Source organism: Pseudomonas sp. PA-7-1E (genome assembly GCF_021605325.1).
Classification (GTDB): Bacteria; Pseudomonadota; Gammaproteobacteria; order Pseudomonadales; family Pseudomonadaceae; genus Aquipseudomonas; species Aquipseudomonas fluorescens_BV.
Genome location: NZ_WKFA01000035.1, coordinates 24,315 through 38,329 on the forward strand (window position 1 = coordinate 24,315; position 14,015 = coordinate 38,329).

Annotated in this window: 12 protein-coding genes; all 12 read left to right on the forward strand. The window is 60.8% G+C overall.

What is annotated here, in order from left to right:
• Positions 1-134: 134 nt before the first annotated feature.
• The 12 genes from aceA to nuoL all read left to right on the forward strand — a co-directional run bounded on the left by aceA (position 135) and on the right by nuoL (position 14,003).
• Positions 135-1,460, forward strand: coding sequence for an isocitrate lyase (gene aceA, locus GIW79_RS19925; protein WP_003174717.1), 1,326 nt, complete (start codon positions 135-137; stop codon positions 1,458-1,460).
• Positions 1,461-2,103: 643 nt separating this feature from the next.
• Positions 2,104-2,517: an NADH-quinone oxidoreductase subunit A gene (locus GIW79_RS19930; protein ID WP_003192109.1), complete on the forward strand. Its 414-nt coding sequence runs from the start codon at positions 2,104-2,106 to the stop codon at positions 2,515-2,517.
• Between the two features lie 10 nt (positions 2,518-2,527).
• Positions 2,528-3,202 carry a NuoB/complex I 20 kDa subunit family protein gene (locus GIW79_RS19935; RefSeq protein WP_003174719.1) on the forward strand — a complete coding sequence of 225 codons (675 nt, stop codon included), beginning with the start codon at positions 2,528-2,530 and terminating at the stop codon, positions 3,200-3,202.
• Positions 3,203-3,274: 72 nt separating this feature from the next.
• On the forward strand, positions 3,275-5,059 hold the full coding sequence (gene nuoC / locus GIW79_RS19940) for an NADH-quinone oxidoreductase subunit C/D (protein ID WP_003192111.1): 1,785 nt from the start codon (positions 3,275-3,277) through the stop codon (positions 5,057-5,059).
• Between the two features lie 2 nt (positions 5,060-5,061).
• On the forward strand, positions 5,062-5,559 hold the full coding sequence (gene nuoE, locus GIW79_RS19945) for an NADH-quinone oxidoreductase subunit NuoE (RefSeq protein ID WP_056861694.1): 498 nt from the start codon (positions 5,062-5,064) through the stop codon (positions 5,557-5,559).
• A complete protein-coding gene (gene nuoF / locus GIW79_RS19950; protein ID WP_057974910.1) occupies positions 5,556-6,914 on the forward strand; it encodes an NADH-quinone oxidoreductase subunit NuoF in 1,359 nt (452 codons plus the stop codon). The genes nuoE and nuoF overlap by 4 nt, the downstream gene beginning before the upstream one ends.
• A gap of 136 nt (positions 6,915-7,050) precedes the next feature.
• Positions 7,051-9,765: an NADH-quinone oxidoreductase subunit NuoG gene (gene nuoG, locus GIW79_RS19955; RefSeq protein WP_236454899.1), complete on the forward strand. Its 2,715-nt coding sequence runs from the start codon at positions 7,051-7,053 to the stop codon at positions 9,763-9,765.
• Positions 9,762-10,769 carry an NADH-quinone oxidoreductase subunit NuoH gene (gene nuoH, locus GIW79_RS19960; RefSeq protein ID WP_003174724.1) on the forward strand — a complete coding sequence of 336 codons (1,008 nt, stop codon included), beginning with the start codon at positions 9,762-9,764 and terminating at the stop codon, positions 10,767-10,769. The genes nuoG and nuoH overlap by 4 nt, the downstream gene beginning before the upstream one ends.
• An 11-nt stretch (positions 10,770-10,780) precedes the next feature.
• Positions 10,781-11,329: an NADH-quinone oxidoreductase subunit NuoI gene (gene nuoI, locus GIW79_RS19965; RefSeq protein WP_003174725.1), complete on the forward strand. Its 549-nt coding sequence runs from the start codon at positions 10,781-10,783 to the stop codon at positions 11,327-11,329.
• A gap of 9 nt (positions 11,330-11,338) precedes the next feature.
• A complete protein-coding gene (gene nuoJ, locus GIW79_RS19970; protein WP_003174726.1) occupies positions 11,339-11,842 on the forward strand; it encodes an NADH-quinone oxidoreductase subunit J in 504 nt (167 codons plus the stop codon).
• A gap of 2 nt (positions 11,843-11,844) precedes the next feature.
• Positions 11,845-12,153, forward strand: a complete 309-nt coding sequence (gene nuoK, locus GIW79_RS19975) for an NADH-quinone oxidoreductase subunit NuoK (RefSeq protein WP_003174727.1) — start codon at positions 11,845-11,847, stop codon at positions 12,151-12,153.
• Positions 12,150-14,003, forward strand: coding sequence for an NADH-quinone oxidoreductase subunit L (gene nuoL / locus GIW79_RS19980; RefSeq protein WP_014718912.1), 1,854 nt, complete (start codon positions 12,150-12,152; stop codon positions 14,001-14,003). The genes nuoK and nuoL overlap by 4 nt, the downstream gene beginning before the upstream one ends.
• Positions 14,004-14,015: the final 12 nt, after the last annotated feature.

The window sequence follows — 14,015 nt, forward strand, 5'->3', positions numbered from 1 at the left end:
TTCATACCGTCGCCTACCTCCGTCAGATTTGACTTGAACACCAAAGCTTCTGGTCAGCGAGCAACCCTACCCAGGCAACGAATGCCGGGCTGGCAAACGGATACTTCAAACAAGACGCGACGAGGTTTTTCCCCATGGCACTGACACGCGAACAGCAAATTGCAGCCCTTGAAAAAGACTGGGCTGAAAACCCACGCTGGAAAGGCGTGACCCGCGCTTATTCCGCTGCTGACGTCGTCCGCCTGCGTGGCTCGGTCCAACCTGAGCACACCTTTGCAAAACTCGGCGCCGAGAAGCTGTGGAACCTGGTCACCCAAGGTGCCAAGCCTTCTTTCCGTCCCGACAAAGATTTCGTCAACTGCATGGGCGCCCTCACTGGCGGCCAGGCAGTCCAGCAGGTAAAAGCCGGTATCCAGGCGATCTACCTGTCCGGCTGGCAAGTGGCAGCGGACAACAACTCCGCTGAATCCATGTACCCCGACCAATCGCTGTACCCGGTGGACTCGGTGCCAACCGTGGTCAAGCGCATCAACAACTCGTTCCGTCGTGCCGACCAGATCCAGTGGAAAGCCGGCAAGAACCCAGGCGATGAAGGCTACATCGACTACTTCGCGCCAATCGTGGCTGATGCCGAGGCCGGTTTCGGCGGCGTACTCAACGCCTACGAGCTGATGAAGAGCATGATCGAAGCAGGCGCTGCCGGCGTGCACTTCGAAGACCAGCTTGCGTCAGTGAAGAAATGCGGCCACATGGGCGGCAAGGTACTGGTACCGACCCAGGAAGCCGTGCAGAAGCTGACCGCTGCCCGCCTGGCCGCTGACGTTGCCGGCACACCGACCATCATCCTGGCCCGTACCGACGCCAACGCGGCAGACTTGCTGACCTCGGACTGCGACCCGTACGACCAACCATTCGTTACCGGCGAGCGTACCCAGGAAGGCTTCTATAAAGTGCGCGCCGGCCTCGACCAGGCAATCGCCCGCGGCCTGGCCTACGCGCCGTACGCCGACCTGATCTGGTGCGAAACCGCCAAGCCGGACCTGGACGAAGCCCGTCGCTTCGCCGAAGCGATCAAGAAGGAATACCCGGACCAACTGCTGTCCTACAACTGCTCGCCTTCCTTCAACTGGAAGAAGAACCTGGACGACGCGACCATCGCCAAGTTCCAGCGCGAACTGTCGGCAATGGGCTACAAGCACCAGTTCATCACCCTGGCCGGCATTCACAACATGTGGCACAGCATGTTCAACTTGGCGCACGACTACGCCCGCAACGACATGACAGCCTACGTGAAGCTGCAGGAGCAGGAATTCGCTGACGCCGCCAAAGGCTACACCTTCGTTGCGCACCAGCAGGAAGTGGGCACCGGTTACTTCGACGACATGACCACCGTGATCCAGGGCGGCACCTCGTCCGTGACCGCGCTGACCGGTTCGACCGAAGAAGAGCAGTTCCACTAAGTACCGCGTACACGGCCACTGCGGCCCCACGGAAGACCTAACCACAGTGCCGCGCAACAATCACGCCCCGACTGGTTCGGGGCGTTTTTTTTGCCTAGGAATCACCGAAAATCAATGGTGGGAGCTGGCTTGCCTGCGATGGCGGTGGGTCAGAGGCAAGTGTTTCAGCTGATCCGCCGCCATCGCAGGCAAGCCAGCTCCCACATTGACCGCGCCCTATCCATAGTTTTTTACTAAAAACATTGATCCAGAGCGGTATCCGCGCACATCCGATCGGTTAAAAGAACCGTTGCGACAACTAAGCGACACTCAAGCAAGTAACGGTAACTTCCCGCGCCACATGAGAAACACTCGCTTACACCCCTCGCAAACAATATTCATTATCATTTGGCACCCGAAAACTTCGTTACAGCTTAAACAAAACATAATTGATGAAAAGCCCGCTAATGCCCACACCACAAGGGCTACAGCCCCAAGAAGGTGCACTATGTGCTTATTCCACCGAATAATTTCGCCCTGGGAATTTTACTTGCCCGGTGTTTAGCCATAAAATCACCGCGATTGATTGCAGTGCGACATATCGTCACTGCATCGTTACTTTTTCGAGCTCAGAGACCTTTGCTCTCTGTTAAGGATTTCCAGCATGACCGACGCGACAGGACTCATGGCCCACAACTGGGGCTTTGCCATTTTCCTTCTCGGTGTTGTAGGCCTCTGCGCCTTCATGCTCGGCGTGTCCAGCCTCCTCGGGTCAAAAGCCTGGGGCCGCAGCAAAAACGAACCGTTCGAATCCGGCATGCTGCCTACAGGTGGCGCCCGCTTGCGGCTCTCAGCCAAATTCTATCTGGTCGCGATGTTGTTCGTGATCTTCGATATCGAAGCCCTCTTTCTCTTTGCATGGTCTGTGTCCGTCCGCGAAAGCGGCTGGACCGGATTCGTCGAAGCTCTCGTTTTCATAGCAATTCTGTTGGCAGGTCTTGTCTACCTGTTCCGAGTGGGCGCCCTTGACTGGGCTCCGGAAGCTCGTCGCAAGCGGCAAGCGAAGCTGAAACAATGAGGCTTTGGCAATGCAATACAATCTCACCAGGATCGACCCGGATGCTCCTAACGAGCAGTACCCCATCGGCGAACGGGAAACCGTTTCCGACCCGTTAGAAGACCAAGTCCACAAAAACATCTACATGGGCAAGCTGGAAGACGTGCTGAGTGGCGCGGTCAACTGGGGGCGTAAAAACTCCCTGTGGCCGTACAACTTCGGCCTTTCGTGCTGCTACGTGGAAATGACCACCGCCTTCACGGCGCCCCACGACATCGCACGCTTCGGCGCCGAAGTTATCCGGGCCTCGCCGCGCCAGGCGGATTTCATGGTTATCGCCGGGACCTGCTTTATCAAGATGGCGCCGATCATCCAGCGTCTCTATGAGCAAATGCTCGAGCCGAAATGGGTTATCTCCATGGGTTCGTGCGCCAACTCCGGTGGCATGTACGACATCTACTCGGTCGTTCAAGGGGTGGACAAGTTCCTGCCCGTGGACGTCTACGTGCCTGGCTGCCCGCCCCGTCCCGAAGCGTTCCTGCAAGGCTTGATGCTGTTGCAGGAATCGATTGGCAAGGAGCGTCGCCCACTGTCCTGGGTGGTCGGTGATCAAGGCGTTTATCGCGCCGAGATGCCGTCTCAAAAGGAACAGCGCCGCGAACAGCGAATCGCAGTCACCAACCTGCGCAGCCCCGACGAAGTCTGATCCAGCACCGCTTCTTTTATAGAACGAAAACCTGGCTTCATTCTTTACGTTGACCGAAAGCGATAAAAAACCATGACTACAGGCAGTGCTCTGTACATCCCGCCTTACAAGGCAGACGACCAGGATGTGGTTGTCGAACTCAATAACCGTTTTGGCCCTGACGCCTTCACCGCCCAGGCCACACGCACCGGTATGCCGGTGCTGTGGGTGGCGCGTGCCAGGCTCGTCGAAGTCCTGACCTTCCTGCGCAACCTGCCCAAGCCGTACGTCATGCTCTATGACCTGCATGGCGTGGACGAGCGTCTGCGCACCAAGCGCCAGGGCCTGCCGAGCGGCGCCGATTTCACCGTGTTCTACCACCTGATGTCGCTGGAACGTAACAGCGATGTGATGATCAAGGTCGCGCTGAGCGAGAGCGACCTGAGCATCCCGACCGTCACCGGTATCTGGCCGAACGCCAGCTGGTACGAGCGTGAAGTCTGGGACATGTTCGGTATCGACTTCCCGGGCCACCCGCACCTGACGCGCATCATGATGCCGCCGACCTGGGAAGGTCACCCGCTGCGCAAGGACTTCCCTGCCCGCGCCACCGAATTCGACCCGTTCAGCCTCAACCTGGCCAAGCAGCAGCTAGAAGAAGAGGCGGCGCGCTTCCGCCCCGAAGACTGGGGCATGAAGCGTTCCGGCACCAACGAGGACTACATGTTCCTCAACCTGGGCCCGAACCACCCTTCGGCTCACGGTGCCTTCCGTATCATCCTGCAACTGGACGGCGAAGAGATCGTCGACTGCGTCCCGGACATCGGCTACCACCACCGTGGCGCCGAGAAGATGGCCGAGCGCCAGTCCTGGCACAGCTTCATCCCGTACACCGACCGTATCGACTACCTCGGCGGCGTGATGAACAACCTGCCGTACGTGCTCTCGGTCGAGAAGCTGGCCGGCATCAAGGTGCCGGACCGCGTCGACACCATCCGCATCATGATGGCCGAGTTCTTCCGCATCACCAGCCACCTGCTGTTCCTGGGTACCTATATCCAGGACGTCGGCGCCATGACCCCGGTGTTCTTCACCTTCACCGACCGTCAGCGCGCCTACAAGGTCATCGAAGCCATCACCGGTTTCCGCCTGCACCCGGCCTGGTACCGCATCGGCGGCGTGGCCCACGACCTGCCGAACGGCTGGGAACGCCTGGTCAAGGAATTCATCGACTGGATGCCCAAGCGCCTGGACGAGTACCAGAAAGCCGCCCTCGACAACAGCATCCTCAAAGGCCGCACCATCGGCGTCGCGCAGTACAACACCAAAGAGGCCCTGGAATGGGGCGTCACCGGTGCTGGCCTGCGTTCCACCGGTTGCGACTTCGACCTGCGTAAAGCGCGCCCGTACTCCGGCTACGAGAACTTCGAGTTCGAAGTACCGCTGGCGGCCAATGGCGATGCCTACGACCGTTGCATCGTGCGCGTCGAAGAAATGCGCCAGAGCCTGAAGATCATCGAGCAGTGCATGCGCAACATGCCGGCCGGCCCGTACAAGGCGGATCACCCGCTGACCACGCCGCCGCCCAAAGAGCGCACGCTGCAGCACATCGAAACCCTGATCACGCACTTCCTGCAGGTTTCGTGGGGCCCGGTGATGCCGGCCAACGAATCCTTCCAGATGATCGAAGCGACCAAGGGTATCAACAGTTATTACCTGACGAGCGATGGCGGCACCATGAGCTACCGCACCCGGATTCGTACCCCAAGTTTTGCCCACTTGCAGCAGATCCCTTCGGTGATCAAAGGCGAGATGGTCGCGGACTTGATTGCGTACCTGGGTAGTATCGATTTCGTTATGGCCGACGTGGACCGCTAAGCATGAACAGCACGCTTATCCAGACAGACCGTTTCACCTTGAGTGAAACCGAGCGCTCGGCCATCGAGCACGAGCTGCATCACTACGAAGACCCGCGCGCGGCGTCTATCGAAGCCCTGAAGATCGTCCAGAAGGAACGTGGCTGGGTGCCCGACGGCGCCCTCTACGCCATCGGCGAGATCCTCGGCATTCCCGCCAGCGACGTTGAAGGCGTGGCCACGTTCTACAGCCAGATCTTCCGCCAGCCGGTTGGCCGCCACATCATTCGCGTGTGCGACAGCATGGTCTGCTACATCGGCGGCCATGAGTCCGTGGTCAGCGAGATCCAGAATAAACTGGGCATCGGCCTCGGCCAGACCACCGCGGACGGCCGCTTCACGCTGCTGCCGGTGTGCTGCCTGGGCAACTGCGACAAGGCGCCGGCGTTGATGATCGACGACGACACATTCGGTGACGTACAGCCTGCTGGCGTGACCCAATTGCTCGAGGGCTACCCATGACCCTGACTTCCTTCGGCCCGGCCAACCTGATCAAGCGTTCGGCCGAGACTCACCCCCTCACCTGGCGCCTGCGTGACGACGGCGAGCCGGTATGGCTCGACGAGTACCAGGCCAAGAACGGCTACGCGGCTGCGCGCAAAGCCTTCGCCGACATGGCCCAGGACGATATCGTCCAGACCGTGAAAGACGCCGGTCTTAAAGGTCGCGGCGGTGCGGGTTTCCCCACCGGCGTGAAATGGGGCCTGATGCCCAAAGACGAATCCATCAACATCCGCTACCTGCTGTGCAACGCGGATGAGATGGAGCCCAACACCTGGAAAGACCGCATGTTGATGGAGCAACTGCCCCATCTGCTGATCGAAGGCATGTTGATCAGCGCCCGTGCGCTCAAGACCTACCGTGGCTATATCTTCCTGCGTGGCGAGTACACCACCGCCGCCAAGCACCTCAACCGTGCCGTGGAAGAAGCCAAGGCAGCCGGCCTGCTGGGCAAGAACATCCTCGGCTCCGGTTTCGACTTCGAACTGTTCGTGCACACCGGCGCCGGGCGTTATATCTGCGGTGAAGAAACCGCACTGATCAACTCCCTCGAAGGCCGCCGCGCCAACCCGCGTTCCAAGCCGCCCTTCCCTGCCGCCGTGGGCGTGTGGGGCAAGCCGACTTGCGTGAACAACGTCGAGACCCTGTGCAACGTGCCGGCCATCATCGCCGACGGCGTGGACTGGTACAAATCCCTGGCCCGCGAGGGCAGCGAAGACATGGGCACCAAGCTCATGGGTTTCTCCGGCAAGGTCAAGAACCCTGGCCTGTGGGAGCTGCCGTTCGGCGTGACCGCTCGCGAGCTGTTCGAGGACTACGCCGGCGGCATGCGCGACGGCTACACCTTGAAAGCCTGGCAGCCAGGTGGCGCCGGCACCGGTTTCCTGCTGCCCGAGCACCTCGACGCACAGATGTATGCCGGCGGCATCGGCAAGGTGGGCACCCGGATGGGTACTGGCCTGGCGATGGCGGTGGACAATACGGTGAACATGGTCTCGTTGCTGCGCAACATGGAGCAGTTCTTTGCCCGCGAGTCCTGCGGTTTCTGCACCCCATGCCGCGACGGTTTGCCGTGGAGCGTCAAGCTGCTGATGGCCCTGGAAAATGGCGAAGGCCGCGAGGGTGACATCGAAACCCTGCTCGGCCTGGTCGGCTTCCTTGGCCCAGGCAAGACCTTCTGCGCTCACGCACCGGGCGCCGTGGAGCCATTGGGCAGCGCAATCAAATACTTCCGCCCTGAATTCGAGGCCGGCATCGCGCCAACACGCGCGGGCGAACTCACTCAGGTGGTATCACCGACCATGGTCGGTGCGTAGAGCTTAAAGAAGCGAAGGGTCCGTGCCCTTCGCTTTTCTCATGTGCTGACGCCGCAAAGGCTGTGTAGATGCACATGAATAACAAGATTCCATTAGCCACGCCCGCTGACAACGGGCCAACGAAGAACTTTGAACCATGGCCACTATCCACGTAGACGGCAAAGCGCTCGAAGTCGATGGGGCGGACAACCTGTTACAGGCATGTCTGTCACTCGGCCTCGACATCCCGTATTTCTGCTGGCACCCCGCTCTCGGTAGCGTCGGTGCCTGTCGCCAGTGTGCGGTCAAGCAATACACAGACGAAAACGACACCCGTGGTCGTATCGTCATGTCCTGCATGACCCCAGCCACCGACAACACCTGGATCTCCATCGACGATGAAGAGTCCAAGGCGTTCCGCGCCAGCGTTGTCGAATGGCTGATGACCAACCACCCCCACGACTGCCCGGTCTGTGAGGAAGGCGGTCACTGCCACCTGCAAGACATGACGGTGATGACCGGCCACAACGAGCGCCGTTATCGCTTCACCAAGCGTACCCACCAGAACCAGGACCTCGGCCCGTTCATTTCCCACGAAATGAACCGCTGCATCGCCTGCTACCGCTGCGTGCGCTTCTATAAAGACTACGCCGGCGGCACCGACCTCGGCGTGTTCGGCGCCCACGACAACGTGTACTTCGGTCGCGTTGAAGACGGCGTGCTCGAAAGCGAATTCTCCGGCAACCTCACCGAGGTCTGCCCCACCGGTGTGTTCACCGACAAGACCCACTCCGAGCGCTACAACCGTAAGTGGGACATGCAATTTGCGCCGAGCATCTGCCATGGCTGCTCCAGCGGTTGCAACATCTCGCCGGGCGAGCGCTACGGTGAATTGCGCCGTATCGAAAACCGCTTCAACGGTTCGGTCAACCAGTACTTCCTGTGCGACCGTGGCCGCTTCGGCTATGGCTACGTAAACCGCGAAGACCGTCCGCGCCAGCCGCTGCTGGCCGATGGCGCCAAGCTGAGCCTGGACGCCGCGCTGGATAAAGCCGCCGACCTGTTGCGCGGGCGCACTATCGTCGGTATCGGTTCGCCACGCGCCAGCCTCGAAAGCAACTTCGCCTTGCGTGAACTGGTGGGTGCAGAGCATTTCTACAGCGGCATCGAAGCCGGTGAACTGGAGCGCATCCGCCTGGTCCTGCAAGTGCTGAACGACAGCCCGCTGCCAGTGCCGAACATGCGCGACATCGAAGACCACGATGCGATCTTCGTACTCGGTGAAGACCTGACCCAGACCGCTGCACGCATCGCGCTGTCACTGCGTCAGTCGGTCAAAGGCAAGGCCGAAGAAATGGCCGACGCCATGCGCGTACAGCCTTGGCTTGACGCCGCCGTGAAGAACATCGGCCAGCACGCGCTGAACCCGCTGTTTATCGCTTCCCTGGCTGAAACCAAGCTCGACGACATCGCTGAAGAATGCGTACACGCCGCGCCGGACGACCTGGCCCGCCTCGGTTTCGCCGTGGCCCACGCCCTCGACGCCAGCGCACCCGCCGTTGAAGGCCTGGACGCTGAAGCTGTCGAGTTGGCTCAGCGCATTGCCGACGCCCTGCTGGCGGCCAAGCGCCCGCTGATCATTGCCGGTACCTCGTTGGGTTCCAAGGCGCTGATCGAAGCCGCCGCCAACATCGCCAAGGCCCTTAAGCTGCGCGACAAAAATGGCTCCATCAGCCTGGTGGTGCCGGAAGCCAACAGCCTGGGCCTGGCAATGCTCGGTGGCGAGTCCGTGGACGCAGCGCTGCAAGCAGTGACCGACGGCAACGCCGACGCCATCGTGGTGCTGGAAAACGACCTGTACACCCGCACCGCTGCCGCCAAGGTTGACGCTGCACTGGATGCTGCCAAGGTGCTGATCGTCGCCGACCACCAGAAGACCGCCACCAGCGACCGCGCCGACCTGGTACTGCCAGCCGCCACCTTCGCCGAAGGCGACGGCACACTGGTCAGCCAGGAAGGCCGCGCCCAGCGCTTCTTCCAGGTGTTCGATCCGAAGTACATGGACGCCAGCATCCTGGTGCACGAAGGCTGGCGCTGGCTGCATGCCCTGCGCGCCACCCTGCTGAACCAGCCGATCGACTGGACCCAACTCGACCACGTGACCGCTGCCACCGCCGCCAGCGCGCCGCAGCTTGCTCGTATCGTGGATGCCGCGCCTTCTGCCGCGTTCCGCATCAAGGGCCTGAAACTGGCACGTGAGCCGCTGCGTTACTCCGGTCGTACCGCCATGCGTGCTGACATCAGCGTGCACGAGCCACGTACCCCGCAAGACAACGACACCGCGTTTGCCTTCTCCATGGAAGGTTATTCGGGTTCGGCCGAACCCCGTCAGCAGGTGCCGTTTGCCTGGTCGCCGGGCTGGAACTCGCCGCAAGCCTGGAACAAGTTCCAGGACGAAGTCGGTGGTCACATCCGCGCTGGCGACCCGGGCACTCGCCTGATCGAAACCAGCGGTGACTCGCTGAACTGGTTCGCTGCGGTACCGCGTCCGTTCAACCCGGCGCCGGGCACCTGGCAAGTCGTGCCGTTCTTCCACCTGTTCGGCAGCGAAGAAACTTCTTCCAAGGCCGCGCCGGTTCAAGAGCGCATTCCTGCCGCCTATGTGTCCGTGGCCAAGTCCGAAGCCGACCGCCTGGGCGTCAACGACGGTGCCTTGCTCAGCCTCAACGTGGCCGGCCAGACCTTGCGTCTGCCGCTGCGTATCAACGATGAGTTGGGTGCCGGCCTGGTTGCACTGCCTAAAGGCATCGCCGGTATTCCGCCTGCCATTTTCGGCAAAACCGTTGACGGTCTGCAGGAGGCAGCGCAATGACTTGGTTCACGCCGGAAGTAATTGACGTGATCATCTCGGTGGTCAAGGCCATCGTGATCCTGTTGGCCGTGGTCGTCGCGGGCGCCCTGCTCAGCTTCGTCGAACGTCGCCTGCTGGGCTGGTGGCAGGACCGTTACGGTCCGAACCGCGTTGGCCCGTTCGGCATGTTCCAGATCGCTGCCGACATGCTGAAAATGTTCTTCAAGGAAGACTGGACCCCGCCGTTTGCCGACAAGGTGATCTTCACCCTGGCACCGGTGGTAGCCATGAGCGCCTTGCTGATTGCGTTTGCGATCATCCCGATCACCCCGACCTGGGGCGTGGCGGACCTGAACATCGGTTTGCTGTTCTTCTTCGCCATGGCCGGTTTGTCGGTATACGCGGTGCTGTTCGCCGGTTGGTCGAGCAACAACAAGTTCGCCCTGCTGGGCAGCTTGCGTGCCTCGGCCCAAACCGTATCCTATGAAGTGTTCATGGGGTTGGCACTGATGGGCATCGTGGTGCAGGTTGGCTCGTTCAACATGCGCGACATCGTCGAGTACCAGGCGCAGAACCTGTGGTTCATCATTCCGCAGTTCTTCGGCTTCTGCACCTTCTTCATCGCTGGCGTGGCCGTGACTCACCGTCACCCCTTCGACCAGCCGGAAGCGGAACAGGAACTGGCCGACGGTTACCACATTGAATATGCCGGTATGAAGTGGGGCATGTTCTTCGTCGGTGAGTACATCGGCATCATCTTGATCTCGGCCCTGCTGGTCACGCTGTTCTTCGGCGGCTGGCACGGTCCGTTCGGCATCCTGCCGCAGTTGGCCTTCTTCTGGTTCTTCCTGAAGACCGCGTTCTTCATCATGCTGTTCATCCTGCTGCGCGCCTCGATTCCGCGCCCGCGCTATGACCAGGTGATGGATTTCAGCTGGAGATTCTGCCTGCCGCTGACCCTGATCAATTTGCTGGTGACGGCTGCCGTCGTGTTGTTGAACACGCCCGCTGCCGCGGTTCAGTGAGGATTTGACCCATGTTCAAATATATTGGCGACATCGTTAAGGGTACCGGTACCCAGTTGCGAAGCCTGGTGATGGTGTTCGGTCACGGCTTTCGCAAACGCGACACCCTGCAATACCCCGAAGAAGCGGTGTACCTGCCGCCGCGCTATCGCGGCCGCATCGTACTGACCCGCGACCCCGACGGCGAAGAGCGTTGCGTAGCCTGCAACCTGTGCGCCGTGGCGTGCCCGGTGGGTTGCATTTCCCTGCAGAAAGCTGAAACCGAAGATGGTCGCTGGTACCCGGACTTCTTCCGCATCAACTTCTCGCGCTGCATTTTCTGCGGCCTCTGCGAGGAAGCTTGCCCGACCACCGCGATCCAGCTGACGCCGGATTTCGAGATGGCCGAGTTCAAACGTCAGGACCTGGTGTACGAGAAAGAAGATCTTTTGATCTCTGGTCCCGGTAAAAACCCTGATTACAACTTCTATCGTGTTGCAGGTATGGCCGTTGCCGGTAAGCCAAAAGGCGCCGCACAAAACGAAGCCGAGCCGATCAACGTGAAGAGCTTGCTGCCTTAAGGAAGAAAGATGGAATTCGCTTTCTATTTCGCATCGGGTATTGCAGTGGTGTCCACGCTTCGCGTGATCACCAACACTAACCCCGTGCACGCCCTGCTCTACCTGATCATTTCGCTGATCGCCGTGGCCATGACCTTTTTCAGCCTCGGCGCACCGTTCGCCGGTGTGCTGGAAGTGATCGCCTACGCCGGCGCCATCATGGTGCTGTTCGTGTTTGTGGTGATGATGCTCAACCTGGGGCCGGCTTCGGTCGCCCAGGAGCGCGTCTGGCTCAAGCCCGGCATCTGGCTCGGCCCGGTTGTCCTCGCAGCCCTGCTGCTGGGTGAACTGCTGTATGTGCTGTTCGCTCACCAGAGCGGCCAGGCCATCGGCCACACCACCGTAGACGCGAAAGCCGTGGGCATCAGCCTGTTCGGCCCGTACCTGCTGGTGGTCGAACTGGCTTCGATGCTGCTGCTCGCCGCAGCCATCACTGCCTTCCACTTGGGCCGCAACGAAGCCAAGGAGCAATGACGATGCCTGCTATCCCTTTGGAGCATGGTCTGGCGGTCGCCGGCATCCTGTTCTGCCTTGGCCTGGTCGGCCTGATGGTTCGCCGTAACATTCTGTTCGTGTTGATGAGCCTGGAAATCATGATGAACGCTGCGGCACTGGCGTTCATCGTGGCAGGCGCACGTTGGGGCCAGCCGGATGGACAAGTGATGTTCATCCTGGTGATCAGCCTGGCAGCCGCCGAAGCCAGTATTGGCCTGGCGATCCTGCTGCAGCTGTATCGTCGCTTCCACACGCTTGATATCGACGCTGCCAGTGAGATGCGCGGATGAACATGATCTTTCTGACTTTCGTATTCCCCCTGATCGGTTTCCTGCTGCTGTCGTTCTCTCGCGGGCGCTGGTCGGAGAACCTCTCGGCCCTGATCGGCGTGGGTTCCATCGGCCTGTCGGCCATCGTGGCCGCCTACGTCATCTGGCAATTCAACGTGGCGCCGCCCGAAGGTGGTCACTACACCCTGGTGCTGTGGCAGTGGATGGCGGTCGAGGGCTTCAAGCCCAACTTCGCCCTCTACATCGACGGCCTGTCGATCACCATGCTCGGCGTGGTGGTGGGTGTGGGTTTCCTGATCCACCTGTTCGCGTCCTGGTACATGCGCGGTGAAGCGGGCTACTCGCGCTTCTTCTCGTACACCAACCTGTTTATCGCCAGCATGCTGTTCCTGGTGCTGGGCGATAACCTGTTGTTCCTGTACTTCGGCTGGGAAGGCGTGGGCCTGTGCTCGTACCTGTTGATCGGTTTCTACTACAGCAACCGCAACAACGGTAACGCAGCACTCAAGGCGTTTATCGTCACCCGCATCGGCGACGTGTTCATGGCCATCGGCCTGTTCATCCTGTTCCAACAGGTGGGCACGCTGAACATCCAGGAACTGCTGGTGCTGGCACCGCAGAAATTCCAGGTCGGCGACTTCTGGATCACCCTGGCTACCCTGATGCTGCTGGGTGGCGCCGTGGGTAAATCTGCGCAACTGCCGCTGCAAACCTGGCTGGCGGATGCAATGGCCGGTCCTACCCCGGTATCGGCACTGATCCACGCCGCCACCATGGTAACCGCCGGTGTCTACCTGATCGCCCGTACCCACGGCCTGTTCACCCTGGCGCCGGACATCCTGCACCTTGTAGGCATCGTTGGCGGCGTGACCCTGGTACTGGCCGGCTTCGCCGCGCTGGTGCAGACCGACATCAAGCGTATCCTCGCCTACTCGACCATGAGCCAGATCGGCTACATGTTCCTGGCCCTGGGCGTCGGCGCCTGGGACGCGGCGATCTTCCACCTGATGACCCACGCGTTCTTCAAGGCCCTGCTGTTCCTCGCCTCCGGCGCCGTGATCGTGGCCTGCCACCACGAGCAGAACATCTTCAAGATGGGCGGCCTGTGGAAGAAACTGCCACTGGCGTACGCCAGCTTCATCGTCGGTGGTGCCGCTCTGGCCGCCCTGCCGCTGGTAACCGCAGGCTTCTACTCCAAGGACGAAATCCTCTGGGAAGCTTTCGCCAGCGGTAACCAGAACCTGCTGTACGCAGGCCTGGTAGGTGCGTTCATGACCTCGCTGTACACCTTCCGCCTGATCTTCATCACCTTCCATGGTGAAGCCAAGACCGAAGCGCACGCAGGCCACGGCATCTCCCATTGGTTGCCACTGTCGGTGCTGATCATCCTGTCGACCTTCGTCGGTGCGATGATCACCCCGCCACTGCACGGTGTATTGCCACAAAGCGTCGGCCATGCCGGCGGCGAAGCCCAGCACAGCCTGGAAATCGCCTCGGGCGCCATCGCCATCGCCGGTATCCTGTTGGCGGCTCTGCTGTTCCTCGGCAAGCGTCGCTTCGTGACTGCCGTGGCCAACAGTGGCATTGGTCGCTTCCTGTCGGCCTGGTGGTTCGCTGCCTGGGGCTTCGATTGGATCTACGACAAACTGTTCGTCAAACCTTACCTTGCGATCAGCCACGTGCTGCGCAAAGACCCGCTCGACCAGACCATCGGTTTGATCCCGCGTGCCGCCAAGGCCGGTCACACCGCCCTGAGCCGCAGCGAGACCGGCCAATTGCGTTGGTATGCAGCGTCCATGGCGGCGGGTGCCGTTCTGGTGATCGGCGCCATCGTCGTGGTAGCGGTCTGACTATGTTTAAGT